This window comes from Caulobacter sp. GW822-FHT07D08 (genome assembly GCF_058798735.1).
The window spans coordinates 29396-53775 of sequence record NZ_JBXAKU010000022.1; the positions used below are offsets into that span (position 1 = coordinate 29396).

Annotated in this window: 20 protein-coding genes; 11 read left to right on the top strand and 9 right to left on the bottom strand. The window is 67.4% G+C overall.

All coding sequences use genetic code 11. The annotated features are described in order from the left end of the window. Window positions 1–132 precede the first annotated feature (132 nt). The gene (locus tag AC1RJ9_RS25160; RefSeq protein ID WP_492841013.1) at window positions 133–1407 is read right to left on the bottom strand and encodes an aminotransferase class III-fold pyridoxal phosphate-dependent enzyme; all 1275 of its coding nucleotides are present in this window, start codon (window positions 1405–1407) and stop codon (window positions 133–135) included. Window positions 1408–1486: 79 nt separating this feature from the next. Between AC1RJ9_RS25160 and AC1RJ9_RS25165 the strand changes: the two genes are divergently transcribed. Then, window positions 1487–2431 carry a carbohydrate kinase family protein gene (locus AC1RJ9_RS25165; protein ID WP_492841011.1) on the top strand — a complete coding sequence of 315 codons (945 nt, stop codon included), beginning with the start codon at window positions 1487–1489 and terminating at the stop codon, window positions 2429–2431. After that, the gene (locus tag AC1RJ9_RS25170) at window positions 2431–3081 is read left to right on the top strand and encodes a class II aldolase/adducin family protein (protein ID WP_492841009.1); all 651 of its coding nucleotides are present in this window, start codon (window positions 2431–2433) and stop codon (window positions 3079–3081) included. Before AC1RJ9_RS25165 ends, AC1RJ9_RS25170 begins: the two co-directional genes overlap by 1 nt. A 64-nt stretch (window positions 3082–3145) precedes the next feature. Here the strand turns inward: AC1RJ9_RS25170 and AC1RJ9_RS25175 are convergent, their stop codons facing one another. Together AC1RJ9_RS25175 and AC1RJ9_RS25180 are read right to left on the bottom strand one after the other, a co-directional pair. Next, the gene (locus tag AC1RJ9_RS25175; RefSeq protein ID WP_492841007.1) at window positions 3146–5389 is read right to left on the bottom strand and encodes a TonB-dependent receptor; all 2244 of its coding nucleotides are present in this window, start codon (window positions 5387–5389) and stop codon (window positions 3146–3148) included. Window positions 5390–5749: 360 nt separating this feature from the next. Continuing rightward, window positions 5750–6403 (bottom strand): TetR/AcrR family transcriptional regulator, encoded by a 654-nt coding sequence (locus AC1RJ9_RS25180; RefSeq protein WP_492841005.1) that lies wholly within the window; start codon window positions 6401–6403, stop codon window positions 5750–5752. Window positions 6404–6752: 349 nt separating this feature from the next. On the opposite strand from AC1RJ9_RS25180, the gene AC1RJ9_RS25185 reads away from it, so the two are divergent. Together AC1RJ9_RS25185 and AC1RJ9_RS25190 are read left to right on the top strand one after the other, a co-directional pair. Beyond that, entirely contained in the window at window positions 6753–7997 is a 1245-nt protein-coding gene (locus AC1RJ9_RS25185) for an MFS transporter (RefSeq protein WP_492841003.1), read from the top strand. Between the two features lie 37 nt (window positions 7998–8034). Further along, complete coding sequence (locus tag AC1RJ9_RS25190) at window positions 8035–9339, top strand: cytochrome P450 (protein WP_492841001.1); 1305 nt, start codon at window positions 8035–8037, stop codon at window positions 9337–9339. 18 nt (window positions 9340–9357) lie between these two features. Here the strand turns inward: AC1RJ9_RS25190 and AC1RJ9_RS25195 are convergent, their stop codons facing one another. Next, window positions 9358–10470: a GAF domain-containing protein gene (locus AC1RJ9_RS25195; RefSeq protein ID WP_492840999.1), complete on the bottom strand. Its 1113-nt coding sequence runs from the start codon at window positions 10468–10470 to the stop codon at window positions 9358–9360. A gap of 127 nt (window positions 10471–10597) precedes the next feature. Between AC1RJ9_RS25195 and AC1RJ9_RS25200 the strand changes: the two genes are divergently transcribed. From AC1RJ9_RS25200 to AC1RJ9_RS25210, 3 genes are all read left to right on the top strand, one after another. After that, on the top strand, window positions 10598–12214 hold the full coding sequence (locus AC1RJ9_RS25200) for a GMC family oxidoreductase (protein ID WP_492840997.1): 1617 nt from the start codon (window positions 10598–10600) through the stop codon (window positions 12212–12214). Window positions 12215–12296: 82 nt separating this feature from the next. Beyond that, window positions 12297–13022: a response regulator gene (locus tag AC1RJ9_RS25205; protein WP_492840995.1), complete on the top strand. Its 726-nt coding sequence runs from the start codon at window positions 12297–12299 to the stop codon at window positions 13020–13022. A 63-nt stretch (window positions 13023–13085) separates the two neighbouring features. Next, on the top strand, window positions 13086–14060 hold the full coding sequence (locus AC1RJ9_RS25210) for a hypothetical protein (RefSeq protein WP_492840993.1): 975 nt from the start codon (window positions 13086–13088) through the stop codon (window positions 14058–14060). Between the two features lie 427 nt (window positions 14061–14487). Here AC1RJ9_RS25210 and AC1RJ9_RS25215 read toward each other — a convergent pair whose 3' ends face one another. From AC1RJ9_RS25215 to AC1RJ9_RS25225, 3 genes are all read right to left on the bottom strand, one after another. After that, window positions 14488–15282, bottom strand: a complete 795-nt coding sequence (locus tag AC1RJ9_RS25215; RefSeq protein WP_492840991.1) for an alpha/beta fold hydrolase — start codon at window positions 15280–15282, stop codon at window positions 14488–14490. Window positions 15283–15439: 157 nt separating this feature from the next. Then, window positions 15440–16222, bottom strand: a complete 783-nt coding sequence (locus tag AC1RJ9_RS25220) for an SDR family oxidoreductase (RefSeq protein ID WP_492840989.1) — start codon at window positions 16220–16222, stop codon at window positions 15440–15442. Then, the gene (locus tag AC1RJ9_RS25225) at window positions 16222–16548 is read right to left on the bottom strand and encodes a nuclear transport factor 2 family protein (protein WP_492840987.1); all 327 of its coding nucleotides are present in this window, start codon (window positions 16546–16548) and stop codon (window positions 16222–16224) included. The genes AC1RJ9_RS25220 and AC1RJ9_RS25225 overlap by 1 nt, the downstream gene beginning before the upstream one ends. Window positions 16549–16604: 56 nt before the next feature. Between AC1RJ9_RS25225 and AC1RJ9_RS25230 the strand changes: the two genes are divergently transcribed. Further along, entirely contained in the window at window positions 16605–17006 is a 402-nt protein-coding gene (locus AC1RJ9_RS25230; RefSeq protein ID WP_492881710.1) for a winged helix-turn-helix transcriptional regulator, read from the top strand. 12 nt (window positions 17007–17018) lie between these two features. Here the strand turns inward: AC1RJ9_RS25230 and AC1RJ9_RS25235 are convergent, their stop codons facing one another. Both AC1RJ9_RS25235 and AC1RJ9_RS25240 read right to left on the bottom strand, forming a co-directional pair. After that, window positions 17019–17978: a FecR family protein gene (locus tag AC1RJ9_RS25235; RefSeq protein WP_492840983.1), complete on the bottom strand. Its 960-nt coding sequence runs from the start codon at window positions 17976–17978 to the stop codon at window positions 17019–17021. Between the two features lie 5 nt (window positions 17979–17983). Further along, window positions 17984–18475: an RNA polymerase sigma factor gene (locus AC1RJ9_RS25240; protein ID WP_492840981.1), complete on the bottom strand. Its 492-nt coding sequence runs from the start codon at window positions 18473–18475 to the stop codon at window positions 17984–17986. Window positions 18476–18788: 313 nt separating this feature from the next. Here AC1RJ9_RS25240 and AC1RJ9_RS25245 point away from each other — a divergent pair, with 313 nt between their 5' ends. The 3 genes from AC1RJ9_RS25245 to AC1RJ9_RS25255 all read left to right on the top strand — a co-directional run bounded on the left by AC1RJ9_RS25245 (window position 18789) and on the right by AC1RJ9_RS25255 (window position 24315). Further along, the gene (locus AC1RJ9_RS25245) at window positions 18789–21917 is read left to right on the top strand and encodes a TonB-dependent receptor (protein WP_492840979.1); all 3129 of its coding nucleotides are present in this window, start codon (window positions 18789–18791) and stop codon (window positions 21915–21917) included. Window positions 21918–22054: 137 nt separating this feature from the next. Further along, window positions 22055–23422 carry a purple acid phosphatase family protein gene (locus AC1RJ9_RS25250; protein WP_492840977.1) on the top strand — a complete coding sequence of 456 codons (1368 nt, stop codon included), beginning with the start codon at window positions 22055–22057 and terminating at the stop codon, window positions 23420–23422. Continuing rightward, window positions 23419–24315 carry a glycerophosphodiester phosphodiesterase family protein gene (locus AC1RJ9_RS25255; RefSeq protein WP_492840975.1) on the top strand — a complete coding sequence of 299 codons (897 nt, stop codon included), beginning with the start codon at window positions 23419–23421 and terminating at the stop codon, window positions 24313–24315. The genes AC1RJ9_RS25250 and AC1RJ9_RS25255 overlap by 4 nt, the downstream gene beginning before the upstream one ends. Window positions 24316–24380 lie beyond the last annotated feature (65 nt).

The following is a 24380-nucleotide window of genomic DNA, read 5'->3' on the forward strand; positions in this document are numbered from 1 at the left end:
ATCTAAAAAGAAGGGCCCCTCGGCAAGAGGGGCCCTTTGTCATGGCTGATGTGCGAACCGCGCCTGAATGGGTTGCGGGAAGCGCCGCCAGGGCAAGTCTGGCGGCGCCGCATCCAGGCGGTGCGAGGTCCGTCAGTCGACCATGGAATGCAGGAAGGCCAGCTTCTCGACCGGCGGCAGGGGACCGGCGGCCTTCAGCAGCTTGAAGGCCTCGTCGCCCGCCTCGATCGTATGGTCGATATCGGCGTCGGTCATGGCCGTGGTCATGAACATGTTGTGCCAGGGATGGAAATAGACGCCGCGCTTGAGCAGGGCGTTGTTCCAGAAGTAGGCCTTGGCGCCGGTCGGATCCTCGTCGAACATGATCAGCGGCAGCTGGGCAGGGCCGGTCTGGCGCAGAGAGAAGCCGTGGCGGTCCGCCGCCTCGTCCAGGCCCGCGCGCAGACGCTCGCCCAAGGCGATGGTGCGCTCGAGGTAGTCGGTCTCGCGGATCAGCTTCAGCGTCGCCAGCGAGGCGGCCATCGGCGCGGCCGAGAACCAGAACGAGCCGGTCGCATAGATGGTGGCGGCCGCGAAGCGGGCCTTGTCGGCGCCCAGCAGGGCGGAGATCGGATGACCGTTGGCGATGGCCTTGCCCCAGGCCGACAGGTCCGGCTTGACCCCGACCAGCGACCAACTGCAATCGCGGGCCAGGCGGAAGCCGGCGCGCACGTCGTCGACGATCAGCAGCGCTTCGTGCTCGTCGCACAGCGCCCGGGCCCGGCGGGCGTATTCGGGATCAGGCAGCTCCTGATCGACGAAGGTGTCGTGCTTGATGGGAGAGGCGAAAATCGCCGCCAGGTCCGAGCCGGCCGCCTTGACCGCCGCCTCCAGGCTCTCGACGTTGTTGTATTCGTAGAACACCTGATTGGCGCGGTCGGCCTCGGTGACGCCGTTCTTCAGCGGCGTGCACCAGGGCGCGGCGCCGTGATAGGCGCCTTTGGCCAGGACGATGGTGTTCTTCCGGGTGAAGTTGCGGGCGATCATCATCGCCATGGTCGTGGCGTCGGTGCCGTTCTTGCAGAACATCGCCCAGTCGGCATGGCTGACCTGGGCGGTCATGGCCTCGGCCAGCTCGACCATGGCCTGGCCGGGGCCGGTCATGGTGTCGCCCCGCTTCATGCGCTCGACATAGGCCTGGTCGATGGCGGCGTGGCCGTAGCCGAACAGGTTCGGGCCGTAGCCGCACATGAAGTCGATATAGCGGTTGCCGTCGACATCCCAGAGATAGGCGCCTTCGGCGCGGTCGAAGAACTGCGGGTAGTCGTCGGGCAGCAGCATGACCGACTGGTGGCCGTACATCCCATTGGGGATCACCGCCATGGCGCGTTCCCGCAGCGCCGCATCCTTGCTGTTCGTCCAGGTCAAGTTCAGCCCCTTATAAGATAGTTTTGACTATTATAATGACTGAGGCATAGTGACTGTCAATGCGTAGGGAGGACGTCGGATGAAGAATGGATTGGCGTGTATTGGGCTGACGACCCTGGACGTGGTGGCGCGCGCCATCGACGTGCTGCCGAAGGAAGAGGGAACGGGGCTGATCGAGGGGATCGCCTGCGCTCCGGCTGGCACGGCGGCCGCTCCGGCCCTGCTGGCGGCTCGCCTCGGCGTGCCGAGCCGGCTGATCTCGGCGGTGGGCGACGACCTGATCGGTCGCTTCATCCTCACGGCCCTGGCTGACGCCGGGGTCGACGTCACCGACTTGGAGGTTCTGCCGGGCCTGCCCAGTTCCACGACCCTGCTGGCGGTCTCCTCCAGCGGCGTTCGCCCGGGCTTCCACGCGCTGGGCGCGGGGATGCTGGCCCGCGTCACCCCGCGCGCGCTGGAGACGGCCGCCGGGGTGGGCTTTCTGCACTATGGCGGCGTCGGCGGTCCCAAGCTCGACGGCGGCGAGGGGGAGGCGATCGTCCGAGCCGCCTCGCGGGCCGGGGCGATCGTGACCTGCGACCTGATCGCGCCCCAGCCTTCGGCGGTCGACGAGGTCAAGCGCCTGCTGCCGCATGTCGACTACTTCCTGCCCAGCGCCGCCGAGGCGGTGTTCCTGACAGGCCAGGAGGACCTCTTCGCCGCCGCCGGGACCTTCCGGTCGTGGGGCGCCAAGGGCTGCGTCATCAAGAATGGCGCTCGAGGCTCGGTGGTGGTCCTTGACGGCGTCAGCACGACCCTGCCGGCCCACGCGATCACGCCGGTCGACACCACCAGCTGCGGCGATTCCTATTGCGCGGGATTCATCGCCGCCCTCTCGCGCGGCTGGGCGCCGCTGGACGCCGCGCGTTTCGGCACGGCCACCGCCGCGCTGGTCGCCCAGGGTCTGGCCACGCTGGGCAAGGTCGAGAGCTTCGAGGCCACCGAGGCCGCGATGCGTCAGATGACGCTGAGCGAGGCGGCGTGATGGGCATGACGAATCAGGAGGCGGCTCTGCGCGAGCGCATGGCGCAGGTGATGCAGGCGATGGATGCGCGCGGCCTCAATAGGGGCACCTCGGGCAATGTTTCGGCCCGGTGCGGAGAAGACATGCTGGTCACGCCCACCGGCGTGCCGCCCGCGCGGCTGACCGCCGAGCATATGGTGCTCGTCCGTCCCGACGGCTCGTCGCCCGAAGGCGCGCTCAAGCCATCCAGTGAATGGCGCATGCACAAGGGGATTCTCGATCGGCGCCCCGACGTGGGGGCGGTGGTGCATTGCCATTCGCGCCACGCCACCATCCTCGCCTGCGCCGGCCTCCAAATCCCGCCCATGCACTACATGGTCGCCGTTAGCGGCGGCAGCAGCGTGCCGGTCGCGCCCTACGCCACCTTTGGTTCGGAGGAACTGGCCGCGACCGTGGTCGAGGCGCTGGACGGCCGCTACGCCGCCCTGATGGCCAATCATGGCCAGATCGTCGCCGCGCCCAATCTCGACTTCGCCCTGGCCATCACCGAGGAGGTCGAGGAGCAGGCGGCGGTCTATTGGGGAACCCTGGCGATCGGCGGCCCCAATCTGCTGGCCGAGGACGAGATGAGCCGCATCCTGCAGCGGTTCAGGTCCTACGGACAACGCTGAGCGCCGTCCGCGCCAAAGCAGCCCAGCCGCCGAAAGGGGCTGGGCCGCCAATGGAACGTCCCCGCTAGTAGTGGTAGCGCAGGAAGACGCCGAAGCTCCGCGGCCGGTTGTAGCTGAGGAGATCCACGCCGAGGCTGTCGATATTGGAGATCGACACGGCGTAGGTCTTGTCGAACAGGTTGCGGGCGAAGGCGCCGGCCTCGATCTTCTGGTCGGGCGAGCGCCAGCTGGCCTGAGCGCCGGCCACCCATACCGCGTCCTGCGACAGGCGCGCGGCGTTGGAGTTGTCGAAATAGACCCTCGACGAATAGTTGGCGTCGACATTGGCCACGATCGACGCGCCGTTCGCCAGCGGCGCGACCCAGTTGGCCGCGGCGTTGAACGTCACCTTCGGCGACTGCGGCAGCCAGTTGCCGGTGAAGTCCTTGCCCTCGGTGAAATAGTCCCCGTACTTGGCGTGCAGCAGCGACACGCCCGCGCTCAGGGTCAGGGGCTGGATCGGCCGGGCGGTGACCTCGGCCTCGCCGCCGTAGACCTTGGAGTTGGCGGCGTTGTCGAGCACCAGCACGGTCAGGCCGTTGCGCGTGGTCTGGGCGAACACCTGCTGGTTCTTGTAATCGTAGTAGAAGCCCGACACGTTCAGGCGCACCCGACGGTCGAAGAACTCCGACTTCAAGCCCAGTTCGTAGGCGTCGAGGGTCTCGTTGTCGTAGGGCTCCATCTCCTGGGCCGTCGTGGCCATGCCGCCGAAGAAGCCGCCGCTCTTATAGCCGCGATTGTAGGTGGCGTAGATGTTGGCGTCGTCGCTCAGCGCATAGCGCAGGCCTAGCCGGCCCGAGACCGCCGAGAAGGTCTTGCTCTGCTTGGAGGTCAGGATGACGATCAGGCCGTCTTCGGCCTGGCTTTGGTAGTCCATGGACTTGTCGTCGGCCGACCAGCGCAGGCCCACCGTACCCGTCAGCCTGTCGGTCAGCTTGTAGTCCGCTTGGCCGAAGACGGCGTAGCCCTTGGTGGTCTGGGTGTAGGGATAGCCGAAGGTCGCGACGCTGTTTTCGAGGCTGAGGCCCGTGGGATTGCTGGGTGTGGTGAACAGCGGTCGCAGGTCGCGCAGCACGTCCTGGCGCGTGTTGTCCTGTACTTGCTCGTCCATGTAGTAGACGCCCAGGACCCAGTTGAGGCGCGCCGAAGGATCGTTCGACTGCAGGCGCAGTTCCTGGGTGAACTGGTGTTGGCGGGAACGATAGTTGATCTCGATCATCCGCAGGGGGCTGGCGTCGGTGTTTTCCAGGTCGTTGCGGTGGGCCCACTGCCAAGCCGTCACCGAGATCAGGGACATGCCGCCCAGTTTCCAGGTCGCCTGGCTGGAGGCGCCGAACAGGTCGACCTTGTCCTTGCCCTCCAGGTTGGCGTCCACGGCGCGGGGATTGTTGTCGGTATCGGCATAGCCCAGCAGGTCGGCGCACTGGCCGCTGGCGTAGGCGCTGGCCGCGCAGAAGCCGTCCGAACCGGCGGCCGCCGGCGTCGCGGGGAACAGAGCGCGATGTCCGGGCGCGGTGGCGTCGCCGCGATTGACGTAGCGATTAACCTGGGTCAGCAGCTCGAAATCTTCGCTCGGCGTGTAGAGCAGCGACAGCCGTCCCGCCCAATGTTTGGCCGCGTTGAGATCGTTGCCGGTGACCCGGTTGTGGGTATAGCCGTCGTCCTCGACGTATTGGGCGGCTGCCCGGAAGGCCAGCTTGTCGGCCACGATCGGCCCGCCCACGCCCAGATCGGCGGTCACGGCGTTGAAGCTGCCGTATTCCAGCGAGGCGTCGGCCCCGAACGTCTGGCTAGGGCGCTTGGTGGTGATGTTGATCGCGCCGCCGTTGGTGTTGCGGCCATAGAGGGTGCCTTGTGGCCCGCGCAGCACCTCGACCTGGGCCAGGTCGAAGAACCCCGCCATCTGGGCCAGGGGCGAGCCGACATAGACGCCGTCGACATAGACTCCGACGCCGCTGGAGGCGTTGGGGTTGAAGTCGCTGAGGCCCACGCCGCGAATGTAGATCTTGGGATTGGCGGCAGCGTCGCCGGCGCTGATGCGCATGCCCGGGGCCAGGTTGTTCAGCGCCAAGACGTTGTTGACGCCGCGCGCGGCCAGGGCGTCGCTGGTCAGGGCGGTGACCGATACGGGTACGTCCTGAAGGTTTTCCGACCGCTTCTGGGCGGTGACCACGATCTCCTCGATCGCCGTGCTGTCGTGCGTTTGGGCCGCCGCGACGCCAGCCGACAAAGCCAGCACGGCGCAGCTCAGAAACATACCCGCTTTCATATTCTACTCCCCGTTTATCCAGTACTCCGACCGGTCCAGGCCATTACGATAATAAAAACTATCTCGACGCAAGGGGGCGTAGCGCAAGCGATCGGACGGCTTGGCGTGGCGCGGCGGTCCAGGCGCCCGGTTTGCGGGCGAAACCGCGCCAAACCGCTCGAAGGACGACCGAGAACCAGGGAAGGGGGAGACGGGCCGTGGGCCTGTCGTGACCTTCGGTCACGGCGCCGGCCCGGGCGGGCGCACCGGGACTCGTGGCTCTGGGCCACGGCCTTTAGGCTGGGGGCGGGGCCCGATCGTTCGGGACCCGGGAAGGCGATCAAGCTTCGCTCGAGGCCTAAGCCCGATCTGCCTGGGCGGTCAGTCCTTGGATAGCTGTGACCGGCGGGGGAGGTCGAAATGGTAGCGGCCGATCATCCAGGCGACTTCCTCGATGACCATGTCCTCGTCGAGCTCGGGATCCTCCACCAGCATCTCCATCGCCGCGTAGCTCATCAGTTCGGAGACGCGCATGGACAGCTTCAGGCGCTCTTCGTCGACCGGGGGGCCGTCCTTGACGCGAAACGCGAAGATCCGGTCCAGCACCGCCGTCCGAGACTGGACGCGCACGTCCTGCAGCGGCGGCATGGCGCGGATGGCCCGCAGGATCCAGAGCCCGCCCGGAAAGGCGCGGGTGACGGTGATGATCTCCTTTTGCAGCCGGATATGACTTTCGACGGCCGCGGCGAGGGTGGTCCAGTGGGCGCCGCCCGACTCCACCCAGGCGAAGACGACCTGATCCTGGGCGTCCATCAGCCGCCGGGTCAGCTCGGTCAGCAGGGCGTACTTGTTCGGAAAGTAGCGATAGAGCGCCGGCGGCGTCAGTCCCGCCCTTTCGCAGACGAGATTGGTCGTCAGGCGCTCGAAACCCACCTCGGCCAACAGCTCCCCGGTCGTCGTCAGAATCGCTTCGAAGGTGTTGATGCCGTTGCGCCGGGACGGCCGTGACTTGGCTTCGAGTTCTGGAGTGCTCACCACGGGTCCTTGAAGAGAGCCGCGGATCGGCGGCGTGCTGTCGAATAGCAACTGGGTTGCGTCAAGAGAACCTGTCGCCGCCGCGGGGTGCGTCGCGTGCGCGGCGTCCATAGCCCGCGTGGGTTTAGTGTAGCTCAAACTATCCTATTAGCGAGGGTGTTCGCGTCGAACCCGGTGTGGTGGCGGCGCGCGCAAGCTCGGCCGGCCGGCGCCCAGCAAAGCGGCATCGCGGTCGAACCCATCAAGCGGGAGACCGGTTGACGATACTCTTGAGATAGCAAAAACTACCCTAGGGCTGTCGGGCGAAGACCCGTCGAAGAATTGATCCAAAGCCCGTTGGAGGAAATGCATGTCGCTCGAGGACACCCAGGCGCGCGCCCCGCGAGCCGACGACGGCTGGATCGGTCGCCGCCCGACGGCCGGGCAGATCGCGGCTTTCCTGACGGTCGGATCGGTCGCCTTGATCATGGCCGGCGTTCAGCCGGTCGTGCTGGGGGGGCTGGTCAATGCGGGCCGGCTCGACGTCAACCAGCTGGGCTGGAGCGTGACGATCGAGTTTCTCGCCATCGGACTGGGCGTCGGGCTGGCCGACGCCTTCCTGCCGCCGCGCCGGCTCAAGCTGGTCGGGTTCGTGGCCGCGCTCGTCCTGGCCGGCGTCAATCTCGCGGGGCTGGAGGTCTCGGGGCTCGGGGTCCTGGTGATCCGGGCGCTGGCGGGCCTGGCCGAAGGCGGCCTCGTCTGGCTGACCACGCTGATGATCGTGCGCTCGCCGACGCCCGGCCGCTGGAGCGGGATATTCCTGGTCAGCCAGGCGGTGCTGCAGGTGGCGTGCGCGGCCGGCATACCGCTTCTGGTCTCGCCCTCGCTCGGCGCCAACGCGGGCTTCGCGACCCTGGGCGCCAGCGCCGTCCTGGCGGCGGTGGTCGCGTTCGTCCTGCCGGCCAGTCTCGCGCCGCTGGCGGGAAACACGAGCGATGAGCCGGTGCTGGCCGAGCCGATCCCGAAGGCGGCCTATGTCAGTCTGGCCGCCGTCTTCCTCCTGTTTTCGTTCTTCATCGGGTTCCTGGCCTATGTCGAGCAGTTGGCCGGCCAGGCGGGTCTGACGCCGGTCCAGGGCGGGCTCGCCGTCGCCCTGGCCCTGGGCAGTTCCATCGTCGGTTCGGGCCTCGCGGCCGTGGTGGCCGAACGGATACCCTATCACCGCGCGTTCCTGGTCTGTCTGCCGGTGTTCCTGTCGGTGCTAGCCGGCCTGTGGGGCCTGCCGGGGCCCGGCGTGTTCATCGCCTTCGCCGGCCTGCACGGCCTGGCGTGGGGTTTCCTGCAGACCCTGCAGGCGCCGTTCGTCATCGAATCGGATCCTTCGCGGCGGGCGGTTCTGCTGGCGCCCAGCGTCCAGGCCGTCGGCGCGGCCGCCGGGCCGATGCTGTGCTCGTTCTTCGTCGGCGCCCACGAGGTCCGCGGCGCCCTGGTCGCCGCGGGCGCCTGCCTGGTGGTCTCGTTCGTCCTGGCGATGATGCTGTGGCTTTCGCGTGTCCGGCGCCAGGCCAAGTCCGCGCTCGCCGCCTCCCTAGAGCCGACGCGCCGCGCGGCTTGACCAACCCACGCCCCCGCGCGTCGCGAAGGAGAAGATCATGTCTGGTGACATCGTAGCCGATCATCCGCACGTTTTGGACATCGGTGCGCTGCCGACGCTCGAGGACCATGGCTATGACGGCGGCCGCATGGCGTTCCGGCGGTTCTGCGCCAGGGCGTTCCAGCCCGGCGGCCCCCGTTTCCTGCGGGGCGACGGCGGCGCGCTCGTGGTCTTCCGTCATACCGATCTTCGCGCGCTGGCGGCCCGGCCCGAGCTTTCGGCCCTGGCGCCCAACCAGCTCTTTCCGGGCTTGCTCGGCGTCGAACCGCTCGAGGAAAAGCCGGTCGGCTTCGCCATCGCCGACCTGATCAAGAACCAGCTCTTCGGCGCCAACGGCGTTCTGAACGCCACCCTGCGCAAGGTGCTTCTCAACCAGATCGGACCCAAGCCGACCGCCGCGCGGGGCGACGCCGCCCGCCAGATCGCCGGGCGGATCCTAGAAGATCTACCGCTGGGCGAGACCGTCGATCTCGTCGAGCGGATCGCCGAGCCGCTGATCGGCCTCTACTGGGGCGGGTTGATCGGGATGACCGATGAGGAGGCTCTGAGCGCGGCCGTGCAGGCGCGCAAGATGACTCCCATGCTGTTTCTGCGACCGGACGGGGATGGCATAGTCGAGGCCGACGCCGCCGCGACGGCCTATCGCGGCCTGGTCGAGGGCGCGAGCCAGCGCGCCTTGGGCGCGGGCGGTTGTCCGTTCGTCTCGGACATGGCCCGAGACCTCGCCATGGTCGATATCGCCGACGATCTCGACCATGGCGGCTATGTTCCCAAGACGGTGGGGGCCTTCCTCGCGGGAAACCTGTTCGATGGATTCCATACGGCCGCTCTGGCCATCACCAACACAATCCGTACACTGATCGACAATGCCGAGGTGGTGAACCGGTTGCGCGCGGAGCCGGAGAAGGCCGCCGCGGCGGTATCCGAGTGCCTGCGCTTGGAGCCGCCCGTTATTCATCTAAACCGCATTGTCAGCGCCGACCTCGAATATGATGAATGGACCATCCCCGCGGGGACCCGGGTGATGATGATGTGGGGCGCGGCCAATCGCGATCCCGAGGCTTTCCCAGACCCGGAATGCTTCGACCTGGACCGCCCTCAGCAGGGCTCGACCACGTTCGGCGGCGGCGCTCACATCTGTCCTGGGCGTTTCGTGGCCGGCCTGGTCGCCAGGAGCCTGGTGGAGGCCCTGATCGAACGCCGGATCGAGGTCCGTGCGGCCGGCGACGCCGACGACTGGATCGGCAACCACGCCATGTGTCAGCTCAGGCATCTGCCGGTGATCCTGGAGCGCCGGCCTTGAGGGTGGCGACCGATCGCGTTACCGCGGCTTGCGCTCCAGGACGTCCATGGCGCGTCGCAGTCGCCCGTCGGTGACGCGCAGCTTGATCTCGTCCGACACCAGGGACGCCAGGTTGGTGAGGATCGCCTGCTGGGTGTCGTCCAGGGTGCGCGGCCGGGTGTCGATCACGCAGAGCGAACCGAGCGTGAAGCCGTCGGGGTCGACGATCGGGCAGCCGGCGTAGAACCGAAAGTGCGGCGCGTCGGCGACGGCCGGATTGTCCGCGAAGCGCGGATCGGTGGCCAGGTCCTCCGACACCATGCAGCGCTGCTGCAGGATGGTGTGGTTGCAGAAGGCCCAGCTGCGGGGCGTGTCGGCCATGTCCAGGCCATGGCGCGACTTGAACCACTGGCGGGTCGGGGTCAGCAGGGTGATCAGCGAGATCGGCATGCCGAGCGTCTGGGCGGCCAGCCAGGTCAGCCTGTCGAAGGCGTCTTCCGGCGGGGTGTCGACCAGGCCCGAGCGCTCGAGCGCCAGCAGGCGCTGGGCTTCGTTGCCGGGCAACGGAACCAGCGCCCCGGCCTCAGGCGCGGCGGGAACGGGCGCCGGTCCTCGCACCGCCGTCTCGGCGGCTTGCGCCAAGGCGTCCAGATCCTCGACGAAACCAACCCTGCCGCTGGCGGGCCCGGCGAAGGCCGCGGTCTGAGCCTTGGGGCCGACGAGCAGGATCGCCGTCTGCGACAGAGCCGGATCTGACGCCAGCGCCCGCAGCAGGTCGGCGGCCATGGGCAATGATGCCGCGTCGATGATCACGGCCGCCGGCGTGCGTCCGCCGATGTTCAGCAGAGCGGAAAAGGGCTCCGGATAGGCGTCCACGAAGCAGGAAGGGGCCTGCGCCAGGCGCGCCGTCAGCGCCGGCAGGGCGTCGGCTCCGGCGATGACGATCACCCGCGCCGACACCGGCAGGGCGCTGACGGTCTCGCCCGGCATCAGCGCCAGGACGTCGGAGCGATAGACGCGGCGATGACCGCCCGGCGTCTTCCATGACGGGATCGATCCGCCCTCGATCAGCAGCTGCGCGGTGCGCACCGACACGCCCAGGATCTTCGCCACGTCCGTGGTGGTCAGGATGTCCCTGTCGGCCGTGTCCATTGTCTCTCCAAGCCGTCAGGCCGCGTCGCACAGATGCCCACAGGCCCTCGCCTTGACAAGCTCCAAATTCGATGCATTTGATGAAATTGATAGATTTGATACCTCATTTCGAGTTTGGAGCGTGAGCATGAACGACAATCTTCCCAGCGATCATCCCGATTTCGCCGCCCGTGTGGCGGCCAACCAGGCCGAGCGCGCTGGCGATCTCAAGGCGACCTACGACTTCATCGTCTGTGGCGCGGGAAGCGCTGGCTCGGTGCTGGCCCGGCGGTTGGCCGAGAACCCCGACGTGCAGGTGCTGCTGATCGAAGCGGGCGGCAGCGACGAGCGCGCCAGCGTGATGGAGCCGGCCGCCTGGCCCACCAACCTGGGCGGCGACACCGATTGGGGCTTCGTGGCCGAGCCCAATCCGGCGCTGAACGGACGGTCCATGCCGATGTCGATGGGCAAGGTCTGCGGCGGCGGCTCCAGCATCAACGTCATGGTCTGGTCGCGCGGCCACCGCAGCGACTGGGACCACTTCGCCGCGGAAAGCGGCGACGCCTCCTGGGGCTATGACGCCGTCCTGGGGCTCTATCGGAAGATCGAGAACTGGCAGGGTCCGGCCGATCCTCTGCGGCGCGGGACGGGCGGCCCTGTCTATGTGCAATCGGCGCCGGATCCCGGTCCGGCCGCCTACGCCATGGTCGACGCGGCCCATGAGCTCGGCATTCCGACCTACGGCTCGCCGAACGGCGAAATGATGGAGGGCGCGGGCGGCTGCGCCATCAGCGACGTGCTGATCCGCGACGGCAAGCGCCACTCCATCTTCCGCGCCTTCACCTATCCGTATCTTGACCGGCCGAACCTGACGCTGCTGACGCACACCCACGTCAACCGGGTGCTGATCGAGAACGGACGCGCGGTCGGCGTCGAGGTGGTCCGCAACGGCGCGATGCATTGGTTCGGCGTCGCCCACGAGGTGATCCTCAGCCTGGGCGCGATCCAGACGCCGACCGTCCTGATGCGATCGGGCATCGGCGACGAGGACGAGCTGCGCGCCCACGACATCAAGGTGCTGAGCAAGCTTCCGGGCGTCGGCGCGAACCTGCAGGACCACGTCTCGTTCGGCTGCATCTGGGAGTACCGCGAGCCGATCGCGCCGCGAAACAGTGGCAGCGAAGCCACGCTCTACTGGAAGTCCGACGCGGCGCTCACCGAGCCGGACCTGTTGTTCTGCCAGGTCGAGTTCCCGGTCCCCAGCCCCGAGACCGCCGTTCGCGGTGTTCCCGAGCACGGCTGGACCATGTTCGCGGGCCTGGCCCATCCTAAAAGCCGGGGCAGGGTGCGCCTGGCGTCGGCCGATCCGACGATCGCCCCACGAATCGAGCTGAACACCTTCGGCCACCCGGATGATCTGAAGGCGGCGATCGCCTGCGTGGAGCTTTGCCGGGATCTGGGCAACACCCAGGCCTTCGCCCCCCTGGTCACCCGCGAAGCCATGCCGGGCCCGCTGAACAAGACGGACATGGAGCAGTATGTGCGCGACGCGGCGGTGACCTACTGGCACCAGACCTGCTCGGCCAAGATGGGGCGTGACGCCATGTCGGTGGTCGACTCCAGCCTGCGCGTCTACGGCGTTGAGGGGCTGCGCGTCGCCGATGGTTCGATCATGCCCAAGGTCGCGACGGGCAACACCATGGCCCCCTGCGTGATCATCGGGGAAAAGGCCTCCCGGTACATCCGCGCAACCCACGGCCTCTAAAGGTCCGAGAAGACGACGCGGTCGCGCCCCTTGAGGCGGCGGCCGCGTCCGTCGCGTGAATCCAAATTTCCAGGAGGGCCGGATGTATCCGCACGCCCAAAGGCACGTCCTCGTGGTGGACGACGACCCCCGGACCCGGGATGAATTTCAAGGCTATCTGAGCGCCTACGCCTTTCAGGTCAGCACGGCCCCGGACGGGGCGGCCATGAAGCGGATCATGGCTGCCCGGCCGGTCGATCTTGTGGTTCTGAATCTCGAACTGGGCGCCGAGAACGGGCTGGACCTGATGCGCGGCGTCATCGACCGCGACGAGGCGCCCGTCATCAGCCTGACCAGCGCGCCCGGCGAAGGCCCGGACAAGGTGGTGGCGCTGGAACTGGGCGCCGATGACTGCATGAGCAAGCCGGTCAGCCCGCGTGAGCTGCTGGCCAGGATCCGCAGCGTGTTGCGGCGCGCGGGGCCGGCGCGTTCGACGCGCTTGCGACAACACACCCGCTGGCGGTTCGTCGGCTGGGAAGCCGACCTGCGGCGGCGAAGTCTGACCGCGCCAGGCGGCGTCGCCGTCAAGCTGACGGCCGCCGAGTTCAACCTGCTGGCGGCCCTGCTCAAGGCGCCGAGCCAGGTGCTCAGCCGTCAGCAGTTGGTGGCCGCCTGTCGCGTGCATCCCGACGAGGTCACCGACCGCAGCATCGACGTGATGATCCTGCGGTTGCGCCGCAAGCTGGCGGCCTGGCCTGGCGGTCAGCGCATCATCCGCACCGAGCGGGGGGCGGGATACGCTCTTGCCGTTCCGGTCGAAATCGTCTGACACAAGTCCGTCTAGACAAACCTGTTCCTTGCCTGACCCGATGATCGAAAAGGAAGACAGCGCGTGCCAGAAGTCCCGTCGCATCCCGGACCCAAGTTTGGCGCGCTGCTGGCCATGGGCTTGCTCTTGCTGGCCTGGCCCGGGGGCGGGCTTGCCAAGGCCGCTGCGCTGTCGACGGCGGCCATTGGCGATCAAACCGCCTCGACCCTCCGCGCGCGGATCGGCCCGCCTCACGACGAGACCATCAAGGCCTATGTCGAGGCGGGCGCCAAGGAGACCAAGGCCCATGTCCTTACTGACCGGGAATGGGCGTTGATCGAAAGCGCCATCGCCGATCTTCCGGCGCTGTACCGACAGGTCCTGGAGCGACGTCTCGCGCGGCTCAGTTTCATCGACGCGCCGTCCAGCGCGGGCACGGCTTTGACGCGGTCCTCGGAGGGCCCCAACGGCGAGCGGCTGTTCGACATCACCTTACGCGCCGATGTGCTCGAGACATCGCTTTCGGACTTCCTCACCCAGAAGGAGGCGATGCTCTTTTCCCCGGACGGATCGGGCTACAGCGTGAAGGTTGAAGCCGGTAGGGCCTCCGCCCTGACCTACATTCTGCTGCATGAGACCACGCACGTGATCGACCGCACGTTGGACGTCACCACGGCCGGCGGTCCGTTCAAGACGGTCTGGGTCGACTACCGGAGCCTGGCGCAGCCCTATGCGACCGGCGTGATCGCCCATTCGGTCTATCGGCGCGGACCTAAGCTGCCCCTGTCGCGAAGTCCGACGCTGTACCGGGCGCTGGCGCAGGCGCCGTTCGTGTCGCTCTATTCCACCGCATCGGCCGGCGAGGACTTCGCCGAACTCATGGCTTGGCGTGAGCTCTCGAGCCGGTTCGAGACGCCGCTGAAGATCCAGGTGCTGGACGCGCGGGGTGTCGTGATCGTTTCGGTCGAGCCGCTCAAATCCCCCGCCGTCCGATCGCGTCTCGAAGCGGCCGAAGCGGCTCTTACCCGCGCGCATGCGGAGAGCCCGGAAAAGATCTGAAAGGCCGGCGGCGGGTTTGCAGACCCGCCGCCGTTCGGCTGGCTGACGCCGGAAACCAAGGCGCGCGCCTTTGGGGGACGTGATCGCGCCGGTTGGGCCGGAAGGACGCGCGTTGGGGGGAGTACGCCACGTCGAAGGTATGTCCCTTAAGGTCGGGGGGATGGGACGAAAGGCGAGCGCCTTGCGCGCCTTGGCCCCGATGCTCGGCGGGGCGAAAGAGCGGCGCTTTCTTGAGGCCGAGTGTCGTCGTTGCGGGGCGGCGCCGCAATCAAAGGGCGGTTTCAGCGGTAATAGTCGCTGCGATTTGAGCGCCGCGGTGATCGCATCGTCGGCGTCGGAACCATCCCAGGCGTGTTGGACAAAATCGATGCGACCGCCGACGCGCATGGCGTGTCGGCGGCCGGCCCATCTGGCGTCTGTCGTGGTCTTACTTCGCCTTACGCGGGGCGGTCTTGGCGGCCTGGTCGATCACGTCGGCCACCGCTCCAGGTTGGCTGAGGAAGACGACGTGGCTGCCCTTCACCTCCACCGTCTCGGCGCCGATGCGCGCGGCGGTCTTGCGCAGCAGCTTCGGATCGATGGCGCCGTCCTCGGTCGCCACGACGAACCAACTGGGCTTGGCGCGCCAGGCGGCGCGGGTGACCTTTTCGCCAAAGGCCGACATGGCGATCGGCACCTGCGAGTCGCGCATGAAGGCGGCGTCGGCGTCGTTGATGTCGCCAGCGAAGCCGGCCTTGAACTTGGCGAGATTGACGAAGCCGAAGCCGTCGGACTGCGGCTCGATCACGAAGCCGGGAGGGGCGGGGATCTCGGCGAACTGGTCGCCGGTGGACTCACCGGTGTCGGGCGCCAGGGCGGCGACATAGACCAGGCCCGCGACCTTCGGATCATTGCCGGCCTCGGTGATCACCGTGCCGCCGTACGAGTGGCCGACCAGGATCGCGGGGCCGTCCTGGCGGGCTAGCACACGACGGGTGGCGGCGACGTCGTCGGCCAGCGAGGTCAGCGGGTTCTGAACGATGCTGACCTTGTAACCCTTGGCGGTCAGTCGGTCATAGACACCCCGCCAGCCCGAGCCGTCGGCGAAGGCGCCGTGGACCAGGACAACGTTGCGGACCGCTGGAGCGCTCGCGGCCGGCGAAGCGTCGGGCTGGGCATGGGCGGCGCCGGCCAGGCCGGTCAGGGCGGCGGCGATGAGAATGTTGCGAGCTTGGCGGATCATAGGGTTCTCCCAAAGGCTGTTTAGTGATTTCTGCGATAAAGATTATTGCGATAATCATTTTGTAGTCGCGAGCCGATCGTGTGTCCAGGGAAAAATTATCGCGATATGTATTTTCTCCTGGTCGGCGCTACGCGGGGAGTAGGAGACCGTCGCCAGGTTAGACGGTGGGTATCGTGCCGCCGTCGATGACGTATTCGGCGCCGTGGATGGCCGAGGCGCGGTCCGAGACCAGGAAGGCGATCAATTCGGCCACCTCTTCGGGCCTCGCCGGCCGGCCGAGCGGAATGCCGCCGAGCGCGTCCAGGATGCTTTGTCTCGCTTCTTCGAGCGTTCCGCCCGTGTTGTCGGCGATCCGGCGCATCAGATCGTCGGCCGCCTCGGTATGAATCCATCCCGGCGACACGACGTTTACGCGCACGCCCTTGGGGCCGATCTCTTTGGACAGGGACTTGCTGTAGGTGGTGAGGGCGGCCTTGGCCGCGGCGTAGGCCGTCGTGGACTCCGGCAGCGGCAGCGTCCGCTGGATGGACGAGACGTGGACGACCGCGCCGCGTCCGCGTTCCAGCATCTGCGGCAGCAGCGCCCGGTCTAGACGCACCGCCGTCATCAGGTTGAGATCCAACTCCGCGGCCCAGTGCGTGTCGGTGAGCGCGGCGAAGCCGCCGCCGGGCGATGACGAGCCGCCCAGGACGTGGACCAGGACATCGACGCCGCCGAGGTGTTCGATCGCGGCCCGCGCCAGCTGTTCGGCGCCTTCCGGCTTGGTCAGGTCGACTTCCACGACATGGGCGCCGACAGGGGCGTTGGCGGCGCTCCGGGCCGCGGTGACGACGCTGGCGCCGCCGCGCAGCAGGCGTTCGACCGTCGCGCGGCCGGCGCCCTTGGTGCCGGCGGTGACCACGGCGCGGACGCCTTCGAATTCACGTTGCTCGCCGGACATCAGACGATCTCCAGGGCCGAAATGGCCCCGCCGTTCAGCCTGAAGCGGAAGGCGAACGGAAGCGGGCTTCCCGGGAAGTCGCCAACGGTGATCCCGTCGACGATGACGGCGCCGTCGTCCTCGCGCCAGGCGTTCGGCGTGAAGATCGCGCGAGCGGCTATGGTCGCTGACTCAATCCAGGGCTTAATCTCGGCATGGCCGCGATGCTCGCGCGCTTCGTCCTTCACGACGGCGTCGGCGGCGAAGGCGGCAAGCATGTCGTCCACGTCAAGGCGGGCATTGGCCTCGACATAGTCGGCGATAGGGCGGGGGAGGTTGGTGGACACCGATGGTCTCCGGCATAAGGTTGCTGTCCGCCACAACCTGTGAACACCCTCCCGAAATGACAAGAACGGACGAAAAAGTAAGGCACGCACCCGAAAGTAAGCGTGTGGCCTATACGGCGGACTCGGCGTCTCTGAGCATCCAGAATGTCATCCGGGTTCTGGAGGGGCGGTGGAAGCTGGTAATCCTGTTTCAGCTATTCGGGGGCCGAGTGCAGCGGTTCTCTGACCTGGAGCGCGCTATCCCTGGCGTGTCTCAGAAGATGCTGATCCAGCAGCTGCGACAACTCGAGGCTGATGGTGTCGTGACCCGGATCGTTCACCCGCAAGCGCCGCCGAAGGTCGAGTATCATCTCACCGATTGGGGGCAGTCCCTATGTCCGGCGTTGGACGCGCTCTTGCTCTGGGCCGAAAACGCGCCCGCGGAACAGCGCTCGAGGCTGATCCCTGAACCTCTGTAGGCGGCGGCCCGTTCATGGGTCTGTGGCCTGGAGGCCCGGGGCCAGGACGATCGCATCGGGGGCTTCGCGGAGAGCTAGGCCGTGCGTCGCCGCCACGAGCTCCGCCGTCTCGCGCGGCGCCGTCGCGCGGAAGCGTCCGGTCAAGCGAAGGTCGGCCAGGGCGGTCCCGCCAAGCTTCAACGGCCGCGTGGCGTTGGCGCGGTTCAGTTCGGTCACCAGGTCGCCCAGCCGGCCGTTGTTCAGCTCGATCCAGCCGCTGCGCCAGTCATCGGCGGCGGCGGGGTTGAAGCGGATGCGTCCCTCGATCCCCCGTGCGGAAACCCGGACGCTCTCGCCGGCGACGACGACGACTGGCCGGTCGGGGGCCATGGCGGCGACGACCCTGACCTTGCCCTCGCGCACGGTGACCTCGGTTGCGTCGGCCAGGCGATTGACGTTGAAGGCGGTGCCCAGAGCGGTGACCGAGGCGTCGCGCGCATGGACGGTGAAGGGGCGGGACGGATCGTGGGCGACCTTGAAGAAGGCCTCGCCGCGGTCCAGGCGTACGTCCCGCTTCCGTCGCGCCAAGGCCACGCGGGCCTGGGAGTCGCCGTTCAAGGTCAGCCTGGAGCCGTCGGCCAGCACCTGGACCTGCTGCCGGCCCTGGGGGGTCTTCAGTTCCAGCGCGGGGCGGGGCCAGGCCAAGACCGTGGCGGCGACGGCCGCGGCGGCCAGCGCCCACGACGGCATTCCCAGCCCGCGCGACTTGGCCCCAGGACGAGCCGCCGCGCGAGCGCCGATCAAGGCCCGGCGCAGGGACGCCGAGGCGATCAGATCGCGGTGCGCGGCCAACAAGGCTTCGCGGCGCGGATCCGCCGCCAGCCATTCCTCGAGCTCCCGCGCGTCGTGGCGAGGCAGCGGGACGGTCGCAAGGCGGTCGGCCCAAAGCGCCGCCAGATGATCGTCGGTCCTGTCGAGATGCGTATCGCGCATGCGGCCTATCCTTCGCCCAACGCGGAAAATCCATCCTGATGGACCTTGCGCAGGGCCGCCGACGCGCGGCTGTAATGCTTCTGGACGGCCTCGGGCGTCAGGCGGAGGTCAAGAGCGATGCGGTCGTAGTTCTGGCCGTCCAGGCGGCGTCGCAGATAAACCTCCCGACGAAGCCTGGGCATGGCGGCAATCGCGCGAGAGAACGCCTCGGCCAGCTCGCGTCCCTCAAGAAGGGCGCTCGGACCCGGCTGCTCGCACGGTTCGCTTTCGTCCAGCGCCTCGAAGCTTGGCTCCTGGCGGTGATCGCGCATCAGGTTGTCGAGCACGCGGAACGCATAGGCTAGCGGATTGAGCAAGGGCGCTCGGCGCGCTCGCTGCAGTAGTCGGAGCACGGTTTCCTGGAACAGGTCTTCGGCTTCGTGGCCGTCCGCGCCGCGTCGCCGCGCATAGGCCTTCAACCGGGTCTCGTGCGCGCGCACGGTCTCGAAGACCGGCACGGGTTCGTTCTGCGCCATTCCCGGATTCCAGGCCTCGCCGCGCCCCGAAGGCGGCTCGATGAGCGGCGGCGTTAGCCGAACTGTACGGCAGTTTTGTGAAGGACTGCGCGGCGGTCAGAAATCATCTGATCTCCATACGAGGATCGGATTGGAAGTATATCATCAGTATAGAGAGATATATTTCCGATGCGTGGAGCGATGGCTTGAAGGACTAGAAAAATAAAAGTTTTGCGACGCCTGTCTGATATTGCCGATGGCTCCGTCTACCCCGTTCGAGGCCCGGAAAAAGGGCTCAAGGTTCTGGGGGCGTTTGATGCGTTACAAATCTCGACTTCTCGCCGCGGTGGCGGCGTTTTCGGTGGCGGCGGGGGCCGGCGCGGCCCTGGCCGAACCCGGTTCTTCCGCGCCGCTGGCCGTGGAAGCCCGCTTCGACATACCCGCGCAGGATCTTGGCGCGGCGCTGATGGTGTTCTCGCGGATTTCCGGCGTCGCCATTTCGGTCGATCCGGCGCTGACGCGAGGCCGCCAGTCGGTGGCGGTCGACGGGCGCTTGCGGGCCGAGGCGGCGCTGAAGCAAATGCTGTCGGCCGCGCCGCTTACCGTCGAGGTCATCAACGGGGCCGTCGTGCTGCGTGAACGCCCTTTGGTCGTCGCCGATGAGGTCGACGAGTTGATCGTCGTCGGCTACGCCGCCGGCCTGCGCAAGTCGCTCGACGCCAAGCGCGACGCCGACATGATCACCGACGTGGTCAGCGCCAACGACATGGGCAAGCTGCCCTCGTCCAACCTGACCGAGGCGGTTTCGCGCCTGCCCGGCGTGTCGGCCGTGCGAAACCACACGACCGGCGAGGGCGATCGGATTTCGATCCGGGGCCTGGCCACGGAGTACAACACCTATTCGGTCAACGGCGTGCGTCTGGGCGGCATGGGCTCGCCCGGCGACAACTTCTATCGCGGCGTGCGGCTGAGCTTCCTGCCCGCCGCCGGCGTCGACTCGATCACCGTGTTCAAGTCGATCCTGCCCAACATGGACGGCGACGCCCTGGGCGGCTCGGTCGAGATCCGCACGCCGACCGCGTTCGACTTCGATCCCACGCACCTGGCGGTGTCGCTCGAAGGCACGATGCTGGACAAGCGCGACCGGAAAAAGTCGGGCGAGGCGCAGCTGTCGTTCGGCCGCCAGTTCAACGAGCACCTTGGCCTGTTCGTCACCGCCAGCTTTTCACGCCGCAATTCACAGTTCGAGCAAGTCGGCGGGTCGGGCGACGACATGCCCCAGCGCTGGTTCGTCACCAACAAGTCGCGCGACTTCGACACCTCGACCTTCCAGACCCTTGGGGTCGAGCTCTCGGCGGGCGAGACCAAGGTCGAGCGCAAGGGCGTCAACGCATCGCTGGATTGGCGAAGCGCCGACCACGAGGTCCACCTGCGTGGACAGTACAACGTCTATGACGAGACGGAATTCCGCAATCGGCTCAACTTTCGCAACTACGCCGACCGCATTTCCGAGCGCCTGGTCCAGAAGGACAAGTCCCGCACAGACCTGATGACGCCCGACAAGGCGGTCATCGGCGTCGAGAACGGCGCGCGCGTCTACGGCTATTCGGTCAACGACATCGTCGATCAGAACAAGGACGGGCGGATCACCGACGCCGACCGCAAGACCAAGAGCTTCTACAGTCTGGACGGGGCTTCGGGCCTGTGGGACCCGCAAGGCTTTCGGCTGCGCCGCTATTGGGAAGGGGGCTCGACCGAAGGCGTGCTGGGCTCGGCGACTCTGGGCGGCAAGAGCCGGTTCGGCGACCTGACCGTCGACTACGATTTCTCGTACTCCAACTCGCGCGACAACATCAAAGACGAGTTCGAGCTGCAGTTCCGCACCGACGCCTATGACTGGCTGGGCAACAAGGGCGTGTTCGTCTCGACCGCTGGCGACCCGCGCTTTCCGAAGTGGGTGCTGAACGCCGCCGGCATGGCCGCCGTCCAGGACCCGGCCGCTTTCAAGTATTCGGGCATGACGGCCGGCTTCGGCGACAACGAGGAGACGCTCAAGCAGGCCCAGTTCAACCTCGCCTACGCGCCGTCCAGCGACTGGCTGCGCGAGCTAAAGACGGGCCTGAAGATGTCCGTCTCGGAGCGCCGCAAGACGGGCGGCAGCTTCATCGACCTGACCCGCAGCGGCACGATGGCCGACTTCTCCCCGTACTTTGGCAAGTCCGTCGACAGCCTGTTCGGCGTCTATTCGGGTCAGTATCGGCTGGGCGTCACGATCGACACCGACAACATGATGGCCGAGCTGCGCAAGGCCCAGGACGGAAAGTCCACCTTCTTCAGCGGCCTGGCGACGTCGCCGGACGCGGCGGAGGTCTCCAACGAAGACACCTGGAACTACAAGGAGACCGTCCTCGCCGGCTACGCGATGGGCAAGGCCCAGTTCGGTAAGGCCGAGGTCATCACCGGGGTTCGCGTCGAGCGCACCCAGAACGACATCCAGGCTTGGCTGGAAGACCCGCTCAAGGGCGACACCTTCACGCGCGACAAGTCCAACTTCGTCAACGTGCTGCCGTCGATCCACACGAACTACAAGTTCAGGGACGACCTGGTCCTGCGTGGCGCGGTCTGGACCAGCTTCTCGCGTCCGGACATCAACCGCATGAGTTCGGCCAAGTCCTACGGCTACAACACCGATCCGAACGGCGACGGCAAGACCGATCCCAAGGACAAGTGGATCCTCGAGAGCGTCACCACGGGCAATCCCGACCTGAAACCGATGAAGGCGGTGAACTACGACGCCTCGCTGGAATGGTACAATGGCAAGACCGGCGCCTATTCGATCGGTCTGTTCCACAAGGACATCCGCAACTTCCTGTTCCGCTCCTCGTCCAGCGTCATCCAGGACGGCACGACGGAAAACTACACGGACGGGACGGGCGTCGACATCTCGACGCCGATGAACGGCAAGTCCGCCAAGGTGACCGGCGTGGAAGTCAACGCCCGCCAGATCCTGCACTGGCTGCCAGCCCCGTTCGACGGCCTCGGCGTCGCGGCCAACATGACCTTCCAGCGCGCCCGCGCCGTCACCGGCATCAGCTGGCACCCGGCGGGCCTGGAACTGCCGCTGATGGAGACGCCCGCTCGACTGGCCAATCTGGAAGTCTTCTGGGAGCGCAACGGCTGGGAGGCCTATGTCTCGTACAGCTACCAGTCGGAATCGCTCGAAGACATCGAGGACTACGGCAACGATCCCTACGAGCAGGACTACAGGTTCGTCGACCTGATGGTCCGCCGCCATTTCAACGACCGGATGGCCGCGACCTTCAAGGTGCAGAACGCCTTGGACAGCCACACCTACTGGTACACGTTCGGCAAGGCCAAGGGCGGCATTCGCGACTACATCGAGAACGGCCGCTACATCAGCCTCAGCTTCGACTGGAAGCTCTGACCGCTACGCCGGCGGATCGCCTCCGTGCGGTCTTTCGGCGCCGGCGCGCCTGGTCCGCCCCAGGCGCGCCACGTCGGCGCGGCTCCCCTTGGCCGCGCCGACCCCAATTTCCCTGAACGCTTGATGCGAGGTCGACCGTGACCCAGAGTTTCAATCCGCCCCGCGCCCCTGGCGCGTCGTTCCAGCGGGCGGCGGCCCTCGTTTGCGGCGTCGCCCTGGCGGCTCTGTCGCTCGCCGCGCCGGCGACCGCCCAGGCGCCGGCCAAGGCGAGACCCGCGGCCGAGCCGGTGATCGCCGGCGGCAAGCCGCAGCGGTTGATCGTCAATCCGACCGAGGATCCGTCGCGCGGCTTCGCGCTGACCTGGCGCATGGAGGCCTGGGCCGGCAAGGGTCTGGTCGAATACGCCGAGGCGACGCCCGGACCCGCCTTCGAGGACGCCGTTCAGACCGTCATGGCCGACAGCGAGGTGATGCAGTACGTCCCTCGCAACGGCGGGCCGGTCTCGGCGACCGCCCACAGCGCCGTCGTCCAGGGCCTGAAGCCGGAAACGCTTTACGTCTATCGCGTGGGCGATGGACGGACCTTCAGCGCCTGGCGGCAGATCCGCACGGCGGCGGCGACCGCCAAGCCGTTCAGCTTCCTCTATTTCGGCGACGTGCAGAACGAGGTCGAGAGCCACGGATCGCGGGTCATGCGCATGGCGCGCCGTCTGGCGCCGGACGCGGCCTTGGCGCTTTACGCCGGCGACCTGATCAACCGCTCGGACGCCGATCGAGAATGGGGCGAGTGGTTCGACATGGCGCCGGACCTGCACGCTGAGCTTCTGACCCTGCCCAGCCCGGGCAATCATGAATATGGCCCGCAGATCGAAGGCCGTCCGAGTCTGGCCCCGCAGTGGAGACAGCAGTTCACCCTGCCGCGCAACGGTCCGCCGGGCGTCGCGGCGCTGTCGGAAACCGTCTACCAGGTCGATTACCAGGGCGTGCGGTTCCTGTCGCTCGACGCCGACGCCATCTCCGATTTTCCTGACCTCGCCGACGCGACTCTGAAGTGGCTGGAGGCGCGATTGACCGACAATCCGAACCTCTGGACGGTCGTCTTCCTGCACTATCCGATCTATTCGACCGCCAAGGGGCGCGACAACGCCGAGCTGCGTTCGGCGCTCGAGCCCGTGCTCCAGAAGTACGGCGTCGATCTGGTGCTCCAGGGCCACGACCACACCTATGCCCGGGGGCGCAAGGGCGCGCCGGTCTATGTGGTGTCGGTGGCTGGCCCCAAGCAGTATGTCGGCGGCGAACGCGACTGGGCTTCGCGCAAGGCGACCGGCGTGCAGCTGCTCCAGGCGATTGGTGTCGACGGCGCCGAGCTGACCTACAGGGCCTACACCGCCACAGGCGTGCTCTACGACGCCTTCCGCCTGAGCAAGTCGGCGCCAGGCAAGCCCGCTCGACTGATCGATCTGGCGCCGAAGAGCGCCGAACTCGACCTGAAGCGCGCGCCATGATCCGTGGCCTCGCACTTCTAGGCATGCTCGCCCTTGGCATGGCCAGCGCCGCGCGAGCGGCCGAGCCGACGGCCCCGGAGCGTTGCGCGCAGACGCCGGCCATGGCGATGGCGCTCTCGCGTCTCGCCAGGCCGGACGCTGGACTGATGATCGCCGCGCACCGCGGCGCGCACAGCCGCGCGCCCGAGAACAGCTTGGCGGCGATCGAGGACGCCATCGCGGCGGGGGTCGAGATCGTCGAGATCGATGTCGCCGTGACCAAGGACGGGACACCCGTGCTGATGCACGACCGGAAGGTCGACCGGACCACGACCGGCGAGGGCGTGGTCGAGGACAAGACCGCGTCGGAGGTCGCCGCGCTCCGGCTGAAACAGCGCGATGGCCGCGCCGCCGACGCGGCGCCGCCGACCTTGGCGCAAGCGCTCGCGGTGGCCTGCGGGCGTATCCTGGTCGATCTCGATCTGAAGAGCGATCGTCTGAGGCCGATCGTTGAGACGGTCAATGCCTCCGGTATGCGCGCCACCAGCCTCTACTTCGACAGCGATCCCGCCATTCTCGCCAGCGTGCGGGCCCTGGACCCCGCGGCGCGCCTGATGGTTCGGTTCTCCACGGATCTGCCTTTGGCCGACCTGCTGCGGATCACTGGACCGGCGCAAGTGGTTCACGCTGATCCCGAAAGCCTGACGCCTGAAGCCCGCGACGCTATCGCGCGACTCGGTCCGCGCGTCTGGCTGAACAGCCTGGGCGACGCCGACCAGCGTCTGGTCTTGGGCGACGACGTTGGCGTCAGGGCCTTACTGTCGATGGGGGCGAGCATTCTTCAAACCGACGCGGTTTTCGCGCTGGTCGCTCTGCGTGGCGCGGATCTTTCCAAGCAGAGCTCAAAGCGTTGACCCCGTGAGCGACGCGTTTCCGCGCATGCGCCAGGGGCGGCGATCGGCGCGGATTGACCCGCCAG